Below are 19,441 nucleotides of genomic sequence, written 5' to 3' on the forward strand. Positions count from 1 at the left end.
CATGACAGGCAGGAAAGAGTTGGATATGAACATTGGGCAAAGAAAGAAGATAACTATAATAGGACACAAGAATCCGGATACTGATTCCATATGCTCGGCGATTGCGTATGCCGGGCTCAAGAATGCAATTGCTGCCAATGCAGGCAATGATATTACAGGTGGAGACAGCACAGATAATGATGATTCTGTAAGTGGTGAATGCTATGAGGCGAAGAGAGCCGGACACCTTAATGAAGAGACACAGTTTGTACTTGATTACTTTAAGGTCAAAAAACCTGAATATATAAAGGATGTGAGAACCCAGGTACAGGATGTAGAGATAAGAAGAGTCCCGGGCGTTGACCGTAACATCTCTCTTAAGCAGGCATGGAATATGATGCGCAAGGATAATCTGTATACACTGCCGATAACATCGGAAGATAAGCTTGAAGGCCTTATAACAATAGGTGATATTGCGGAATCGTACATGGATGTGTATGACAGTAATATTCTTGCGGCAGCTAAGACTTCATGCTCTAATATAGTTGATACACTTGACGGGGACCTGCTTGTAGGCAGCATGAATACTGTGTTTGATAAGGGAAAGGTTCTTATTGCGGCAGCAAGTCCGGATCTAATGGAGAATTACATAGAGCCGGGAGACATTGTTATACTCGGCAACAGATATGAGTCGCAGTTATCGGCGATAGAGATGGATGCAGGCTGTATAGTCGTATGTGAAGGGGCAGAGGTGGCGCTTACAATAAGCAAGCTTGCAGGAGAACATGACTGTATGATAATAACAACACCGCATGATACATACACGGCGGCACGTCTTATCAACCAGAGTATGCCGATAAGCTACTTTATGAGAACAACAGGGCTCGTTACATTTAATACGAGAGATTTTATTGCTGATATCCAGGATGTTATGGCTAAGCTCAGATATCGTGATTTTGCGGTGCTTGACAGCAATACGGGCAATTATGTAGGTCTGATATCGCGCCGTACACTCATGAAAGCCAATAAGAAGAAGCTTATTCTTGTGGACCATAATGAGAAGAGCCAGGCGGTATATGGAATTGAGGATGCAGAGATTCTTGAGATTATCGACCATCACAGGCTTGGAACTATTGAGACCATGAATCCGGTATTTTTCAGGAATCAGCCGCTTGGCTGTACCGCGACAATTATATATCAGATGTATAATGAGCATGGTCTTAAGCCTGATGCAACAACGGCGGGGCTTTTATGTGCGGCAATTATATCAGATACGCTTATGTACCGTTCACCGACATGTACTGAGCCTGACCGGAAGGCGGCATCGGAGCTTGCGGCAATTGCCGGAATTGATATCGAGACATTTGCACATGCAATGTTTAAGGCAGGAAGCAACCTGATGTCAAAGACAACTAAGGAAATATGCTATCAGGATTTTAAAAAGTTTAAGATAGATGATGTAATGATTGGAATAGGTCAGATTAACTCAGTTAACGGAAGTGAGTTTGATGAACTTAAGGGAAGGGTAATATCCGAACTTCCGGAGGTGATGAAAGACAATAATCTTCAGATGGTATTCTTTATGCTGACTAATATAATGAAGGAATCATCTGAGATAGTATTTGCGGGCAGGAATGCGGGAGAACTGCTTAAGGATGCATTTAATGCGGAACCGGGAGAGACAAGTGTGATGCTTGACGGAATTGTATCACGCAAGAAGCAGTTCCTTCCTACTATAATAGAAGCTATGGAGGCACAGAATGTTTAAGAAACCAAGATCAACAGATGCATGCTGGTGCATGAGTGGAAAACCTTATTGTGAATGTCATATGGAGTTTGACAAGAAGCTGGAGTTCTTCAGAAAGAGACATCATAAGGTACCGCCGAGAAACATAATCAAGAATGAGAAGCAGCTTGAAGGAATGCGTAAGAGCAGTGCAATCAATATTGCAGTGCTTGATTACGTGGCAGAGCATATTAAGGCGGGAATATCAACAGAAGAGATTAACCGTATGGTATATGAGAAGACTACACAGATGGGTGGTATTCCGGCTCCGCTTAATTATGAGGGATTCCCTAAGAGCGTATGTACATCAATTAATAATGAGGTGTGTCACGGAATACCTTCCAATGACATAATACTTGCAGACGGAGATATTATTAATGTTGACTGTTCAACAATTCTTGACGGATATTTTTCGGATTCATCAAGAATGTTCTGTATAGGTGATGTTGACCCTGAGATGAAGAAGCTTGTTGATGTTGCCAGGGAATGTGTGGAGCTTGGCCTTGAGCAGGTTAAGCCGTGGGGACATCTAGGTGATGTGGGTCAGGCGATAAATGACCACGCCAAGGCTAACGGCTATTCTGTAGTGCGTGAGGTAGGCGGACACGGAATCGGTCTTGAATTCCACGAGACTCCGTTTGTAAGCTATGTCACCAAAAAGGGAACAGACATGGTTATGGCACCGGGAATGGTGTTTACGATTGAACCGATGGTCAACATGGGTGACCCGGACATATTTATTGATGAAGATAACGGCTGGACAATATATACGGATGATGATATGCCATCAGCCCAGTGGGAGATTATGGTACGTGTTACTGAAGACGGACATGAGGTTATGTGCTGGTAGAATTATATAATTACGATTAAAGGCAGGATATATTAATCAATGGTATATGGCTGCTTTTAATTTTATGATTGAATTAGAGATAACTAACAATGATTTGGTTTGTATAACGAAAATTCCGGTAAATAAGCCGTATTGCGGACATAATGATAAAATTTATCATCAAGGGCGAATGTGTTTGATAAACGAAAAACAGGGTGTTATACTCTCGTTTAAACAAAAAGCTTTTATAGGAGGATAAATCAATGAAGAACTGTTTAAAGGATGTAGACTGGAAGAAAGTTGGAACATTTGCAGGAGGAGTTCTTTTTGGTACAGCAGGTATCAGGATTCTTTCAAGCAAGGATGCAAAGAAGGTATACACAAACTGCACAGCAGCAGTACTTCGTGCTAAGAAGTGCGTTATGGCTGCAGCCAACACAATTCAGGAAAATTGCGGGGATATCTACGCTGATGCCAAGGATATCAATGAGAAGCGTGAAGCTGCAGCAGATGAGCTTTTCTTTGAAGATGCTTCAACTGATGTGAAGGCTTCTGACAGTACTGTAACAGAATAGAGGTGTACAAACCATGAAGTTTTGCATAAAGAGTGAGTCAGGGGGCAGAATGCGTATACATGCCGTGCAGAAGCGTATGACGTATGAGCAGGCTGATATCCTTGAATATACACTGCAAAAGTTTGGGGGAGTTGCATCAGTCAAGGTATATGACAGGACATGTGATGCGGTAATCTATTACACATGTTCAAGAAACTGTATGATTGAATTCTTAAGGGGGTTCTCATATGCAGGCGTTGATGTACCGGATACAGTGGTTGCCAATTCGGGCAGGGCAATGAATGCAGAGTATCAGGAACAGCTTGTTGGTAAGATTATGTACCATTATGCAAGAAAATGGCTGCTTCCTGCACCATTAAGAGCATGCTATACAATAGCATCATCACTTAAGTTCATCGCTGAGGGAATCAAGTGTCTCTGGAACCGTAAGATTGAGGTACCTGTGCTTGATGCAACTGCAATCGGGGTATCTATCGTAAGAGGAGACTTTGATACGGCAGGCTCGGTCATGTTCCTCCTTGGAATAGGCGAACTGCTTGAGGAGTGGACTCATAAGAAGTCGGTCGGCAATCTTGCAAGAAGCATGTCACTCAATATCGGTAAGGTATGGCTTGCCAACAGCGGAACGGAAGTGCTTGCAGATGCGGATACGATTCAGCAGGGTGACAGGATAGTAATACATATGGGTAATGTCATCCCATTTGATTCTGTGGTAGTATCAGGTGACGGTATGGTTAATCAGGCCTCACTTACGGGTGAAGCAGTACCTGTCCACAGAAAAGAAGGAGACAGCGTATATGCCGGTACAGTGCTTGAGGAAGGAGAGCTGACAGTACGGGTAACAACAGTAGGACGCGGAAGCCGTTATGAAAAGGTTGTTGCCATGATTGAGGAGTCTGAGAAGCTTAAGTCAGGACTTGAAGGTAAGGCTGAGCATCTCGCAGACAGGCTTGTACCCTGGACACTTGGCGGTACTGCACTTACATGGCTGCTTACACGTAATGTTACTAAGGCGCTTTCGGTGCTCATGGTAGATTTTTCATGCGCACTTAAGATGGCTATGCCTATATCGGTGCTGTATGCAATTCATGAGGCAGGAACGCATGACCTCACGGTTAAGGGCGGCAAGTACCTTGAAGCTGTAGCTGATGCGGACACAATAGTATTCGATAAGACGGGAACTCTTACCAAGGCAAAGCCTACGGTGGTTGATGTGGTTCCGTTTATAGATGAAACACCTGACAATCTTTTGAGATTAGCTGCATGTCTTGAGGAGCATTTCCCTCATTCGATGGCTAAGGCTGTAATTAATGCAGCTCAGGCAAAGGGACTTGAGCATGAGGAGATGCATACAAAGGTTGAGTACGTTGTTGCTCATGGAATATCTTCAAGTGTGGATGGCAAGAAGGTTGTAATCGGAAGCTATCATTTTGTATTTGAGGATGAGCAGTGCGTTGTTCCTGAAGGAAAGGAAGAGCTGTTTGCAAAGCTGCCTGAGGAATATTCACACCTGTATATGGCTATCGAGAATAAGCTGGCAGCAGTTATATGCATACAGGATCCTGTAAGAAGAGAGGCGGCTGATGTAATCGCTGCACTCCATAAGGCAGGCTTCAGCCATATAGTAATGATGACAGGCGACAGCGAGAGAACTGCCAGGGCAATAGCTGCCAAGGTTGGTGTGGATGAGTATTATGCAGAAGTTCTCCCTGAGGACAAGGCTAAGTTTGTCGAGGAGAGAAGAAAAGCAGGTCACAAGGTTATAATGATCGGTGACGGAATTAATGATTCACCGGCACTCTCAGCGGCAGATGCAGGAATCGCAATCAGTGACGGTGCTGAGATAGCAAGGGAGATAGCAGACATAACAGTCAGCGGCGATGACCTTGCACAGATAGTTACTCTGAGAAATATCTCATCAGCACTGATGAAGCGTATTCACTGGAACTACAAGAAGATTGTCGGAATTAATTCAGCACTCATCGGACTTGGCGTGCTTGGAGTAATCCAGCCGGCAACATCGGCACTTCTTCACAATACATCGACAATCCTTATCAGCCTTAACAGCATGAAGAAGCTGTTGGATGATTGATGGGGAAAGTCAGAATCTATTATGATGTGTTTTAGAATAGAATAAACGGAAACATCCACCAAAACCATGAGCATGGAATGTGCGTGATTTTGGTGGATGTTTTTATGTAATAACTCCCCTTACATCCGCATATTATTAAAATCTTAAAGTACAAATATAAAAAAGTTGAGAAATTTCACTTAATATACTTGAATTGTTCTGCAAATATGTTATTATGTTTGTATGATAAAAAATTAACGATAATACATGAAAGGAGCATCGTATTATGCAGAGATTTACATTACCAAGAGATTTGTATCATGGCAAGGGTGCTTTGGAAGCACTTAAGAGCTTTGAAGGAAAGAAGGCAATGATTTGTGTTGGCGGCGGTTCAATGAAGAGATTCGGATTTCTTCAGAAGGCAGAGGCTTATCTTAAGGAAGCAGGAATGGAAGTTGAACTGTTTGAAGGTATTGAGCCTGACCCATCAGTAGACACTGTAATGAAGGGTGCAGCAGCTATGGAGAAGTTCCAGCCTGACTGGATAGTCGCAATCGGTGGCGGTTCACCTATTGATGCAGCCAAGGCTATGTGGATTAAGTACGAGTATCCTGATATAACATTTGAAGATATGTGTAAGGTATTTGGTATACCTAAGCTGAGAAAGAAAGCTCATTTCTGTGCAATATCATCTACTTCGGGAACAGCTACAGAAGTAACGGCATTCTCAATTATTACTGATTATCAGAAGGGAATTAAGTATCCTATAGCTGATTTTGAGATTACACCTGATGTGGCTATTGTAGATCCGGAGCTTGCAGAGACAATGCCTAAGAAGCTTGTGGCACATACAGGTATGGATGCACTGACACATGCCATAGAGGCATATGTATCAACAGCCAACAGCGATTACACAGATCCGCTTGCGCTTCATGCAATCAAGATGATTCAGGAAGACCTTATCGGATCATATAATGAGGATATGGAGAAGAGAGATGCAATGCATAATGCACAGTGTCTTGCAGGTATGGCATTCTCGAATGCACTTCTTGGTATCGTCCACTCAATGGCACATAAGACAGGTGCAGCATTTGCTGATTATGGCGCACATATTATTCATGGTGCAGCTAATGCAATGTATCTCCCTAAGGTAATAGCATTCAATGCCAAGGATCCTACAGCTAAGAAGCGTTACGGACAGATTGCAGATTTCATGAAGCTCGGCGGTAATACAGATGATGAGAAGGTTGAGCTGCTTATCAGGTATGTAAGACATATGAATGATGAGCTTAATATTCCTCACTGCATTAAGAACTACGGTCCTGACAGCTATCCTACAGAACAGGGCTTTGTTCCTGAGAATGTATTTCTTGAGAGACTTCCTGAGATTGCAGCTAACGCAATACTTGATGCATGTACAGGTTCTAATCCTCGTCAGCCAAGTCAGGAAGAGATGGAGAAGCTGCTTAAGTGCTGCTACTATGATACAGAAGTAGATTTCTGATAAAACGGGGCAGGAAGATGCCACAGTTATTATAACCGACAATTAAGCATAAGAATAGCAGGGTGCAATATCAATCGTTGAGATTACGTTGTGATTAACTTCAATGATTGATACGCATCCTGTTATTTTTATATTTATAATACACAGTGCTCCCATTGACAATACATTTATAATAAAAGATAATGTATATGATATAGTATCAGTGGACACAAGCCGCATAGTAGTGGCACAGCCGTAATGCGGCATGCAGGAATGGAGAATATATGACGGAATTTATAATAAGACTGTTTGTAAAAGATTATAAAGATACACAGGATCCTGATGTAAGACTCAGATATGGAAGCGTTGCGGGCGCTACGGGAATTGTCTGCAATGTATTTTTGTTTATTGCCAAGCTGATAATAGGAACAATAAGCAGAAGTGTGTCTATTACTGCAGATGCGGTTAACAACCTGTCGGATGCGGCATCATCAATACTGACACTGCTGGGATTTAAGATGTCGCAGAAGCCGGCAGATAAAGAACATCCATATGGTCATGCAAGAATGGAGTATCTGTCGGGAATGGCTGTGTCGGCGCTTATACTTGTAATCGGATATGAACTTGCCAAGACATCATTTCAGAAGATAATTAATCCTCAGGAAGTTGATTTTTCAGTTGAGATAATAATCGTGCTTGCCGTATCAATACTTGTAAAGCTGTGGATGATGTATTTTAATACAAAAGTGGGAAAGCGGATAGACAGTCCGACGCTTGCAGCAACAGCCGCAGACAGCCGTAATGATGTAATTACTACTTCAGCCGTGCTTGTAGCGGCGGTGATTGCCCATATAAGCGGACTTAATCTTGATGGAATAATAGGTTTTCTGGTCGCGCTGTTTATACTCTACAGCGGCATTGGAATTGCCAGGGATACGATAAATCCTCTTCTTGGAGAGCCGGCATCGGAAGAGTTGACGAAGCTTGTGTATGACGAGACACTTAAGTCCGATAAAAGAGTCCTCGGAGTGCATGACCTGATGGTTCATGATTATGGCCCGGGACAGAGGTTCGCAAGTGAACATGTGGAGGTTGATGCAAAGGAAGATGTGCTGGCAGCTCATGAGATGATTGATGAGATTGAGCGTATGTTTGAGGAAAAGCACAAGATACATATGGTTATTCATTATGACCCTGTTGTAACAGATGATGATGAAGTTAATGAGATGAAAGAATATGTTGAAAGTCATCTTGCAGATATTGATGAACAGCTCAAGCTGCATGATTTCAGAATAGTAAGAAGCAAAGAACGCACCAAACTTATCTTTGACCTTGCAATTCCTTTTGACTTTAAAGGCAAAGAGGATGAACTGCAGAAAAGTCTTGATAAGATTGTTGCGTCCAAAGATAAAAAATATTGTACTGTTATAACCTTCGACTTAGTCTGAATTGACTTAGTCTGAATTGACTTTATTTTGCCTGACGGCGTGCAGCAATGTGCGCCGTTATTATATTGCAAAGCTTTCCGCCTGCTATGCCGTATATTATTCCGAGTATTGTTCCTGCGAGAACATCCGTAGGAAAATGTACTGTAAGGTACATTCGTGATACTGCGATAAGTGCAGCAAGTATAACGAGGATAACTCCCTTTTTGCGGTCCTGTGTCAGACATGCAACAGCTCCGGCAAAAGATGCTGATGAATGACCTGATGGAAATGAAAAATCCGTAGGAGCCGTGACAAGCAGGTTGAATGACGGGTCAATCCAGAATGGGCGTGGTCTCATCACGAGCGGCTTGATTATAATGTTGGTGAAGATTAATGAAAAAACAAGTGAGAGAGCCATTGCAAGTCCGCATCTGCGTGTCTGCTTAAAACAAAGAAATGCAACTGTAAGCAATATCCAGAATATTCCGGCATTGCCGAGTAAAGTTATGGCTTTCATAATTGTATCGAGAACCGGTGTATGTATCGATTCAAACCAATGGAGTAACGATAATTCCCATGCCATAGTTAAAATCCCCTTTCGTAAATAAACATATTGCAGATTATATCATTACAGATATGTAAAATCAATGTAAATTAATACTGCAGTATCATTAAATTAATTAAGCAAAAGAAAAAAATAATTTATAATATAAAAAATATTCATTATGACTTGAAAAGTTGTAAGAGCATGTATATTATATGAAATATAGTTTTCAGACGAAGGCGTCACATCATTGATGTGGCGCCTTTTTTGTACGGAAAGCGTGCCGTGATTTCTGCAAATGCTGCAGATGGAATCCGGCAAAAACGGAAATAATATGCTTAAGAAAAGCCGGCGACTGCCGGGCGGAACGGAGGCTGCTATGAACAGGAAGACATTTTATATTAATGACAGAATTATTTACAATGAGATAAGCGTTCAGACAGATTCAATAAACAAATTCTATGAGATTCATAATCCGGATAACGAAAGAATAGTTGCGATACCGGATGGCTGCATAGACATACAGTATGTATGGAAGAACGGAGTGATGCATCCACAGCTATGCGGCAGCTTTATGCAGGGAAAGCCATCAAGAATAGGAGATTATGATTACTGCTTTGGTGTAAAATTCAATCCGGGGCAGATGCCTGACTGGATTGAGGCTGATGCAAGCAAGCTGATGGAAGCGAGAGAAGACCTGGGCAAATATTCGGAATGCTGTAAGAATTTTAATGTTGAACAGGATATGCCATTTACAGATAAAATAAGGATGTTTACCGATGAGTATGACTGTAGTGCAGATATGACAGACAGGCGTGCCATGACGATGTATGTCGTCAATAATATTGATGAGAACAGAGGATATGTAAATATAAATGAACTTGTTGAACGTGTTGGTTACAGTCATTGTTACACAGACCGTGTATTTAAGAATGCAGTGGGCCTGTCAATGAAACAGTATGCCAATATAGTACGGATACAGCGTTCGCTTGATATACTCGGAGAAAAGAATGCAGCAGATGTATGTAATGACCTTGGGTATTATGACCAGAGCCATTTTATAAAGGATTTTAAGAAATTTACATTAATGACACCTAAGGCTTATTACAAAAAGCCGGCAGAGGAGCACTTTGTGTGAGAAGGAGGCAGACATGAAAGACGGCAGGAATGAAAAGATAACACTTATTTATAATGCAGCTTTTGTTATCGGCTGTGAAGAGGAAGAGCATTACATAATCAGAGGCGGAGAAGTTGCGTATAAGGGCAATACAATAATATATGTAGGCAGACATTATATAGGAGAGGCGGATGAGAAGATAGATGCCGGTCAGGGACTTGTTATACCGGGACTTATCAACCTCCACTGCCATATTGCGGGAAGTCCTCTTGAAAAGGGCTTTATCGAGGATACAGGCAACAGATTCAATTATATGTCGGGACTGTACGAATATCTGTCAGTAACAAAGCTTGAACCGGAAGATCAGATTGATGTGCTTGATTTTTCACTTGCAGACATTATGACAAGAGGCTCAACAACAGTATTCGAGCAGGGCTGGTGTGATGAAAAGTCAATAGAGCATATGGGCGAATCGGGCCTGCGTACAATAGTCGGACCTGTGGCATCAAGTTCAAACTTCATGACTAAGGACGGCAGAAATGTATATTACAACATGCATGAACAGCAGGCATATGACAGGCTGCAATACGTCATGGATACCAGACAGAAATATGACGGTGCATATGATGGCAGGATGACAGTGGCACTATATCTTGGTCAGGTGGACTGCTGTACACCTGAATATCTTGATGAGGTGCGCAGGGTTATGGATAACGACAGGGAGATGATCGTTACGATTCATGCGGCGCAGTCCATTAATGAGTATGAGCAGATTGCAAGAACATACGGAAAAACACCGGCCGGATATCTGTATGATCACGGCATAGTAGGAAGCAGGGTTCATTACGGACATTATCTTATGCCTCAGGGACACAGCATGAACGCAATGAAGCTGATGAAGCCTGATGAAGAGCTTAAGCTTATAGCCGGCACCAATACAAACATAATTCATTGTCCGTGGAGCTTTGGAAGACGTGGCATGATTCTTGAATCATTACAGCACTATCTTGACCTTGGAATAAATATGGGTATTGGAACTGATACATTTACCCAGGATATTATATGGGAAATGAGATATGCAGCAATATTCTGTAAGATTGCCGAAGGTGCCAACCCATTCACGGGAACTGCGGCAGAGGTATTCAACATGGCGACACTTGGAGGTGCAAGGGCAATAGGAAGACCTGATCTTGGAAGAATCCAGAAAGGCTGTAAGGCAGATATCGTAATAGTTGATCTTAATAATCTTGACTGCCAGCCTGTAAGGGATCCCATAAAGGTGCTGGTATACAGCGCATGCGGCAAGAATGTTGATAAAGTTATCGTTGACGGAAAGCTCATTGTTGATGGTAACAGACCTGTCAATATGGACATAGATAAAGTTATAGGAAGGATGCAGCAGGCTCAGGATAAGATGATTGCAAAGGTGCCTGAAAGAGACTGGGCAGGAAGAAGTGCAGATGAGATGTCACCAATGAGCTTCAGAGTAGCTGATTAGGGCTGATTGTAAATGCATCCGGAACGAAAAGGAGGAATCGGTTATGAAGAAAAATCCAAAGTTTTATATATGGGGAAGGGCAACACATGTAGGGCAGTGCTATGAGGGCTTATGTGCCACCACGATAGCATCATTCATTGAGCAGCTAATGAAGGAAAAAGGCGCGGTGCCTGTCGAACTTTGTGACCTCAAGCCGGAATACAACGTGCAGACACCATCAGATGCATATGTATCATTTGAATATGAACAGAACGGTGAGAGCGCATCAGAAAATGGCTGTCAGGAAGAAGCTTATGAGAATATGCTTGAAGAAACTGCGGCACAGGCGTGCAAAAAGATGCTGGATATGCTTAACACAAGGCGTGAGGAGTATTGCAGACTGTGTAATATAAAATATGTTCCTTACAGTTATGATGTAAAGATAATCAAAAAGGATGACAGTATGACACTTGGGGAAGTGAGGGAGTGGTTCAGGCTTTCAGCGATAAAGGATCCGGCAATAATAGTATTTTAGAAAGGAATGGATTATTATGGATAAAAATATGCTTGAAGAGATGGTATCTGTGACAAAAGGACTGGTTGCAGTCAACAGCATAAATTCTAACGACGGCGGTGAACTGCTTGCATCGCAATATATAGATGGTTATTTTAAAAAACTTCCATATTTTCAGGAACATCCTGAATATTCATTTACGCAGGAATTAAGGGCGGATGCGCTACACAGACGTAATGTATTTGCATTTGTGAAGGCAGGAAAAAAAGAGACAAAAAATGTAATAATTATCCATGGACACATGGACACGGTTGGTGTTGATGATTATGGCAATCTTAAAGATTATGCATTCTCATGCGACAAACTCAAAGAGAAGTTCCTTGAGATAAAGGATAAGCTGCCCAAGGATTTCCGCAATGACCTTGAGAGCGGAAGCTGGATGGTTGGAAGAGGTGTCGGTGATATGAAGAGCGGTGTTGCTCTCTTCATGGTGCTTACAAAGTATTTTAGTGAAAGAACACAGGAGCTGGGAGTTAATATCCTGTTTATGTCTAATCCGGTAGAGGAGAATCTTCATACCGGAATTATAAATGCACTTGATGTGCTTTCGGATATGAAAGATAAAGGATACAGATTTCTCTATGCTATCAACAGCGACTGCGTAACGCCGCTTTATCCGGGAGACACGACAAGATATATATATACAGGCGCAATCGGCAAGATTCTTCCGTGTTTCTATGTAAATGGTGCAGGGAAGCCTGTAGCAGATGTGGCATCGAAAATCGTGACATCAGTCAATCTTAATCCGGAGTTCTGTGACGGAGCGGGCGGAGAGATTACTACGCCTCCGGCAGTGCTTAAGTTAAGGTGCAGGGATGATGAGGCATTTTTATATTTTAATTATATGATAATGTATAAAGATACAAAGGCAATACTTGGGCTTCTTAAAGATGCGGCAGAAGGGGCAGGAGAAGGATATGAAGTATATGAGTTCATGCAGATATATGAGATGGCAAAAGAAAAATGCACCTCTGATTTTGAAAAGTATGTAGATGACCTGACGGCGGATATAATAAAAGAATATCCCGACAAGAGAGATTCCGCATACGAGCTGACAAAAAGGCTTTTTAAGCTTGCAGGAATAGATAAAAAGGCAATAGTTATATTCCTTGCAGCACCATATTGTCCACATAATACGCTTAATCTTGAAGATACGTACGAGGCTGCATTGCAGACACAGATTGAAAAGGTGCTTGATACGATGGCGGAAAGAACCGGAGAGACATTTAAGATACTTAAGTTCTTTGCCTGCCTTACAGACAGCAGTTATCTGAAGATAGATGATGACAGCGATGCGATTGCTTCACTGAAAGGCAACTTCCCGGCAATGGATATGCTGTTCCGTGTACCTTTGCAGACCGAAAAAGAACTTAATATACCGGCACTCAACTTTGGTGTATTTATGAAAGATCCGCATCAGTGGATGGAGAGACTGTATGTTCCGTATTCATTCGGTGTACTTCCGCAGGTGATTATGGAGATGATTAAGGTAAGTGGTGAGCCTGATTAATGATTTTAAAGAAAAGTACAAAAATTTACAATATTTTTTATTATACGATAGTATAATTGATTTCAACAAGTAAATACTTGGCAGGCAAAAAGAGACAATGACGTCACAAAACGTAATTGTCTCTTTTTGTTATACTATCGCAAAAAAAGGAGGAAAATTCCTCTCCTCACGTGGGAGTTCGGATTTTTGCTCCGCAAAAAAAGGAGGAAAATTCCTCTCCTCACGTGGGAGTTCGGATTTTTTGCTCCGCAAAAAAAGGAGGAATTGTTATGAAGAAGAGATTGATCAGCTTATTAATGGTACTTACACTGATGGTTTCACTGGTTGGATGTGCGGAAGAAAGTACATCTAATGAAGGAAAAAGTGTTAAGCAGGATGTCACGGTAGCATGGGATATTGAGCCGCCAATGCTCGATCCTACACTTACAACATCTACCGCAGCAAGAGATATCAATAAGTATATATATGAAGGCGTGGTTGAGATGGATGCCAACTTTGAGCCACAGCCACAGCTCGCAGAGAAGATTGAACATAATGATGACAATACAGAATGGACATTCTATCTGAGAAAGGGAGTTAAGTTCCATGACGGAACAGAGATGAAGGCAGAAGATGTTGCAGCATCGCTTAACAGATGGTCAGGAATTAACGGTTCAGCAAAGCTCATTATAAAGAATGGCGAGAAGTTTGAAGTAAAGGATGATTATACAGTTACAATAAAGCTTGACACACCATGTCTGTTATTCCTTTATTACCTCGCTAACCCGTCACAGTTCGCAGGTATTACCAAGAAGTCAATTGTAGAGGCAGCCGATTCATCAAGCGGATATAAGAGTATAATCGGTACAGGTGCAATGAAGTTCGTTGAATGGAAGCAGAATGAATATATAAAGCTTGAAAAGTTTGCTGATTATTCAGCACCTTCAGCAAAGCTCAGCGGATTTGCAGGAGATAAGACAGTTAACTTTAATACACTTACGTTCTACATGGTTAATGATGCGTCAACAAGAGTTGCAGGTGCACTTGCAGATCAGTATGACTTTGTAAATAAGATAAGCTACGACAGCATGAATCAGTTTGACGGAGTTACCAACTGCTCACTTACACAGGGACAGTACATGATAGGCGGCCTTATATTTGAGAAGAAGGAAGGCTGCGGAAGTTATTCAGAAGATCCGAACTTCAGAAGGGCAGTATCATATGCACTTGATATAAATGAGATTGCCAAGGCACAGGTTCCTAATTCAGATTATGTAACAATTGATTCAGATTATATGGGACCTTTCCAGACAGCCTGGGATACTAATGCAGGTGATGCATATTATAACAAGCATGATCTTGCCAAAGCTAAGGAATATCTGGCACAGTCAAAGTACGATGGCGGAACGGTTAAGATGGTAACTAATACAGAATATCCTGATATGTATAATGGCACACTTGTAGTACAGAAGCAGCTTGAAGCTATAGGAATCAAGGTAGAAGTAGAGGTAATGGACTGGGCTACACAGCTTACAAGAATTAACCAGCCTGAGACACTGGATATGTTCGTATCGAACTTCGGTGTATCACCTATCCCTAATACACTTCTGTTCCTTACACCGGGCAGAACAGGATTTACACACAATGCAGCAATCAGTTCAATATTCGACCAGATGGGTGCGGCAAAGGATATGACTACAGCACAGTCACTCTGGAAGGAAGCTCAGAAGGCAGCATGGGAAGAAGCAGAGTTCATCCCGCTCGGACATCAGTATACAGTAGTCAGCAAGTCTTCAAGAGTAGAAAATTATACAGGATTTATGGGACTCACATTGTGGGGATGCACAGTATATGAACCATAAAAATATATGAGATGACAAAGGAGCCATTTGATTAAGAATGGCTCCTTTTGATTATGTAGAAGGAGGTATGGCAGATATGGCAAAATTCCTTGGAAAACGGTTATTGTCGGCACTGGTAACAATATTCCTGCTGTCGATAATTATTTTTACAATTTCACATATGTCAAAGGGTGACCCGGCACAGATAATACTTGGTGCGGAAGCAACAGAGGAGCAGATTACCGAACTCAGGCATTCACTTAAGCTGGACAGACCGGTCGTTGAACAGTATATCGACTGGATATTCGGAGCTGTAAGAGGTGACTTGGGAGATTCATATTATACAGGTGAACCGGTGCTTGCAGAAGTAGCTTCCAGACTTGTTCCGTCACTGCGGCTTGCAATAATGGCAGAGATACTTGCAGTAATCGTTGCTATTCCGGCAGGAGTATTTGCAGCTAAGAATAAGGGACGCGGGCTTGATTATATGCTTAGCACAACATCACTTCTTGGACTGTCGATTCCTAACTTCCTTATGAGTCTCATTCTCATACTTGTATTCGGTGTTGCATTCAAGGCGCTTCCGGTATCAGGTTACAGGACACTTAAGAGCGGTGTCGGTGTATTTTTAAAATATTCAATACTTCCTGTACTCGCACTTGGGCTTGGACAGGCGGGAATCCTGATGAGAATGACACGTTCTTCAATGCTTGAGGTCATGAATACGGATTATATCAAGACAGCCAAGGCAAAGGGTGCTAAGAGCACGGTTATATTGTTCAAGCATGCACTGCGTAATGCATTTATTCCTATTCTTACTGCAATCGGACAGTCATTCGGTACATTGTTTGCCGGAACGGCAATTGTTGAGACTATATTCAATATACCGGGTGTAGGACAGCTTGTCGTAACGTCAATAACACGAAGAGATTACGCTATGATACAGGGCGTTGTTCTTATAATAAGTATCATGTGGATAATTATAAATCTTGCACTTGATATTCTGTACGGAGTTGTAGATCCGAGAATAAGACTTGCAAAGAAGGCACATTAGGATTAATGGATGAGGATTGGAGACGATGATTATGAAAAATGCAGATAACAGCGCAATGGCTCTGAATAAGAAAAGCATAAAAGAGCACAGGGCGATTATGATTAAAAGCTTTCTTAAAAATAAGCTTGCAGTTGCCGGTCTTATCATAGTTGTTGTAATGGTTCTGGCAGCTGTGCTTGCTCCTGTGATAACAAAATATGACCCGTACGAGATGGATATCCAGAACAGGCTTGCAGCTCCGGGCAACGGACATCTGTTTGGAACTGATACATTTGGAAGAGATGTGTTCTCAAGAGTTATATACGGACTCAGAATATCACTTTATGTTGGATTTGCTATTGCAATCATAGCAATGGTATTTGGACTTATAATCGGTCTGCTGTCAGCATACTTCCCTAAGGCTGATGTAGTACTTATGAGAATATGCGAGGCAATGATGTCAATTCCCGCAACACTTATGGCAATAGCGATGATGGCGGCACTCGGAGCCAAGACTGAGAATGTAATAATAAGCTTAAGTATCATATATATGCCGACAATAGCCAAGATAGCGAGGGCTTCGGCGCTTTCGGTAAAAGAAATGTCATACATAGAAGCAATAAAGGCGCAGGGTGCAAGCTGGATGAGAATTATATTCAGACATATAGCACCTAACGTAATGTCACCCGTAATCGTACAGACAACATTTATATTTGCATCAGCAATAATAGTTGAGTCATCCTTAAGCTTTATCGGTGTAGGCGTTCCTCAGCCGACACCAAGCCTTGGCAATATTCTGTCAGAGGCAAGATCGGTTATCTACAATTCATGGTGGATGACATTGTACCCTGGCATTGTAATGATTCTTACAGTACTCGGAATTAATATACTTGGAGATGGAATAAGAGATATTATAGACCCTACATAACATTTGCAAAAGTGCCGATGTCAGGGACGTTGTACAAAATGGCAAATCAACGCAGGCACGCTTGCGCTGCTTAGAGCTGACAGCGGTACATAAGGTGCTAAAGGACAGCACCTAAGTACCGGTCGCTCTAAAAGCACCTGCTTATGAATTTGCCAATTTTGTATAACTGTTTAATGGCATACGTAAGTTATGCAACTGTCATGCAGGCTTTAATTAAGCAAAAACAAGGAGGAAAATTCCTCTCCTCACGGGAGTTCGGATTTTTGCTTCGCAAAAACAAGGAGGAATTGGCATGAAGGATGATAATAAGCTTCTGGAAGTGAAGAATTTGAGAACATCGTTCAAGACGCTGCGTGGAACGGCTGTGGCGGTTGATGGTGTAAGCTTTTCAATAAATAAGGGTGAGATAGTCGGAGTTGTAGGTGAGTCAGGATGTGGAAAGAGTGTTACGTCACAGTCAATTATGAGGCTGTATGATGAGAAAAGTCTGGCAAGATATGAAGGAGAGATTCTTTTTGAAGGAGAGAATCTTCTGAAGCTTCCTGAGAAAAAGATGGAGGCGATAAGAGGCAACAGTATAGCAATGATATTTCAGGATGCACTGAGTTCTCTTAATCCGCTGTATACGGTGGGTAACCAGATTGCGGAGACGGTAATGAAGCATCAGCATTTGTCTAAAAAGGAAGCACTTAAGGTTGCGGAGGAGATGTTAAGGCTTACAGGTATACCCGCACCTGAGGAACGTATTTATTCATATCCTCATGAGATGTCAGGAGGAATGAGACAGAGGGCAATGATAGCGATGGCGTTGTCGTGCAAGCCTAAGCTGCTTATTGCAGATGAGCCTACAACAGCGCTTGACGTTACAATTCAGGCCCAGATATTAAAGCTCATAACAGACCTTAACAAAGAGCTGGGAATGGGAATAATGCTTATCACACATGACTTAGGTGTCGTGGCACAGACATGTCAGAGAGTAATAGTAATGTATCTCGGACATATTGTAGAGGAAGGCACGGTGGATGATATATTTGACAGACCGCTCCATCCGTACACAATCGGACTTATAAAATCAATTCCGCGTATGACAACAAAGAAGGGTGAGAAGCTCTACATGATAAAAGGAATGGTTCCGCAGCTAAGTGAGGTTGGAAGCGGATGCCGTTTTGCAAGCAGATGCCCATACTGTACGGAAGAGTGTAAAATCCATGACCCTGAACTCAGAACGGTTAATGAGACACAGAAGGTATGCTGCCTGCATGCGAATGAATTTTAGATGTCCCAAGAAGGGCGGATTGGAGGAGAAATATGGCTGATAAAATCCTTGAAGTAAAAAATCTTAAGAAATATTTCCCGGTGGAGTCAAAGGTAAGAGTTGAGCCAAAGTCCGTAAAGGCTGTGGATGACGTTTCATTTGACGTGTACCGCAATGAAACGCTCAGTATCGTAGGTGAGTCGGGATGCGGCAAGAGTACTACCGGACGATGCCTTATAGGGCTTAATAAACCTACGTCGGGCGAAGTCATTTATAATGGAAAAAATATAGTAGGCATAAGCGACAAAGAACAGAGAGTTCTGTGTAAAGATCTGCAGATGATATTTCAGGATCCGTATTCATCGCTTAACCCGAGAATGACGATAGGAAGCATCCTTGAGGAGCCGCTTATAATCCATAAGATATGTAAGACTAAAGAAGAACGCATGCAGAGAGTGCTTGACATGCTTGAAAAGGTGGGAATGAGGCGCGACCACTATTACAGATATCCTCATGAGTTCTCAGGCGGACAGCGTCAGAGAATCGGAATTGCAAGAGCACTTATTCTTGAGCCTAAGCTTGTAGTGTGTGACGAGCCGGTGTCTGCACTGGATGTGTCGATTCAGTCACAGGTGCTTAATCTGCTTGCTGAAGTAAAGAAAGAAATGAACATAACATATGTATTTATCTCACACAACATGAGTGTCGTAAGATATATATCAGACCGTGTCGGAGTAATGTATCTTGGACATCTTGTTGAGCTTGCCGGGACAGAGGAGCTGTATAACAATCCGCTTCATCCGTATACACAGGCACTTCTTTCAACAGTGCCGGAGCCTGACCCGCATGTTAAGCGTGAACAGATAATGCTCAAGGGTGATATCCCGTCACCGCTTAACCCGCCAAGCGGCTGTATATTCCATAACAGATGCCCATATAATGAGCCGATATGTCAGGATCAGATGCCGCCTCTTGTAGAGATAAAGCCGGGACATTTTGTGGCATGCTACAGACACCAGCTGTATTAGTCTGA

The 19,441-nt window shown here is 42.2% G+C and carries 16 protein-coding genes; 15 read left to right on the top strand and 1 reads right to left on the bottom strand.

Features of this window, described 5'->3' with window-relative positions:
* Window positions 1–25: 25 nt before the first annotated feature.
* From NQ488_03440 to NQ488_03465, 6 genes are all read left to right on the top strand, one after another.
* Complete coding sequence (locus NQ488_03440) at window positions 26–1,747, top strand: putative manganese-dependent inorganic diphosphatase (GenBank protein UWN96378.1); 1,722 nt, start codon at window positions 26–28, stop codon at window positions 1,745–1,747.
* Window positions 1,740–2,615, top strand: coding sequence for a methionyl aminopeptidase (locus NQ488_03445; GenBank protein ID UWN96379.1), 876 nt, complete (start codon window positions 1,740–1,742; stop codon window positions 2,613–2,615). Before NQ488_03440 ends, NQ488_03445 begins: the two co-directional genes overlap by 8 nt.
* Window positions 2,616–2,857: 242 nt before the next feature.
* Window positions 2,858–3,169 (top strand): DUF6110 family protein, encoded by a 312-nt coding sequence (locus tag NQ488_03450; GenBank protein UWN96380.1) that lies wholly within the window; start codon window positions 2,858–2,860, stop codon window positions 3,167–3,169.
* A 13-nt stretch (window positions 3,170–3,182) separates the two neighbouring features.
* Window positions 3,183–5,261 (top strand): heavy metal translocating P-type ATPase, encoded by a 2,079-nt coding sequence (locus tag NQ488_03455; protein ID UWN96381.1) that lies wholly within the window; start codon window positions 3,183–3,185, stop codon window positions 5,259–5,261.
* A 265-nt stretch (window positions 5,262–5,526) separates the two neighbouring features.
* Window positions 5,527–6,744, top strand: coding sequence for an iron-containing alcohol dehydrogenase (locus NQ488_03460; GenBank protein ID UWN96382.1), 1,218 nt, complete (start codon window positions 5,527–5,529; stop codon window positions 6,742–6,744).
* 263 nt (window positions 6,745–7,007) lie between these two features.
* Window positions 7,008–8,171, top strand: a complete 1,164-nt coding sequence (locus NQ488_03465; GenBank protein ID UWN96383.1) for a cation diffusion facilitator family transporter — start codon at window positions 7,008–7,010, stop codon at window positions 8,169–8,171.
* 22 nt (window positions 8,172–8,193) lie between these two features.
* On the opposite strand, the gene NQ488_03470 is transcribed toward NQ488_03465, so the two are convergent.
* Window positions 8,194–8,733, bottom strand: coding sequence for a phosphatase PAP2 family protein (locus NQ488_03470; protein UWN96384.1), 540 nt, complete (start codon window positions 8,731–8,733; stop codon window positions 8,194–8,196).
* Window positions 8,734–9,073: 340 nt separating this feature from the next.
* Between NQ488_03470 and NQ488_03475 the strand changes: the two genes are divergently transcribed.
* From NQ488_03475 to NQ488_03515, 9 genes are all read left to right on the top strand, one after another.
* Entirely contained in the window at window positions 9,074–9,832 is a 759-nt protein-coding gene (locus tag NQ488_03475; GenBank protein ID UWN96385.1) for an AraC family transcriptional regulator, read from the top strand.
* Between the two features lie 13 nt (window positions 9,833–9,845).
* Window positions 9,846–11,309: an amidohydrolase family protein gene (locus NQ488_03480; protein ID UWN96386.1), complete on the top strand. Its 1,464-nt coding sequence runs from the start codon at window positions 9,846–9,848 to the stop codon at window positions 11,307–11,309.
* A gap of 43 nt (window positions 11,310–11,352) precedes the next feature.
* Window positions 11,353–11,823, top strand: coding sequence for a hypothetical protein (locus tag NQ488_03485; GenBank protein UWN96387.1), 471 nt, complete (start codon window positions 11,353–11,355; stop codon window positions 11,821–11,823).
* Window positions 11,824–11,839: 16 nt separating this feature from the next.
* Window positions 11,840–13,372 (top strand): peptidase M20, encoded by a 1,533-nt coding sequence (locus NQ488_03490; GenBank protein ID UWN96388.1) that lies wholly within the window; start codon window positions 11,840–11,842, stop codon window positions 13,370–13,372.
* Window positions 13,373–13,641: 269 nt separating this feature from the next.
* Complete coding sequence (locus NQ488_03495) at window positions 13,642–15,213, top strand: ABC transporter substrate-binding protein (protein UWN96389.1); 1,572 nt, start codon at window positions 13,642–13,644, stop codon at window positions 15,211–15,213.
* Between the two features lie 67 nt (window positions 15,214–15,280).
* On the top strand, window positions 15,281–16,246 hold the full coding sequence (locus NQ488_03500; protein UWN96390.1) for an ABC transporter permease: 966 nt from the start codon (window positions 15,281–15,283) through the stop codon (window positions 16,244–16,246).
* Between the two features lie 31 nt (window positions 16,247–16,277).
* Window positions 16,278–17,153 (top strand): ABC transporter permease, encoded by an 876-nt coding sequence (locus NQ488_03505; protein ID UWN96391.1) that lies wholly within the window; start codon window positions 16,278–16,280, stop codon window positions 17,151–17,153.
* A 292-nt stretch (window positions 17,154–17,445) separates the two neighbouring features.
* Entirely contained in the window at window positions 17,446–18,429 is a 984-nt protein-coding gene (locus NQ488_03510) for an ABC transporter ATP-binding protein (protein UWN96392.1), read from the top strand.
* 32 nt (window positions 18,430–18,461) lie between these two features.
* Window positions 18,462–19,436 carry a dipeptide ABC transporter ATP-binding protein gene (locus NQ488_03515; GenBank protein ID UWN96393.1) on the top strand — a complete coding sequence of 325 codons (975 nt, stop codon included), beginning with the start codon at window positions 18,462–18,464 and terminating at the stop codon, window positions 19,434–19,436.
* Window positions 19,437–19,441: the final 5 nt, after the last annotated feature.

The sequence above is a fragment of the [Bacteroides] pectinophilus genome (genome assembly GCA_025146925.1).
Taxonomy (GTDB): domain Bacteria; phylum Bacillota; class Clostridia; order Lachnospirales; family Lachnospiraceae; genus Bacteroides_F; species Bacteroides_F pectinophilus.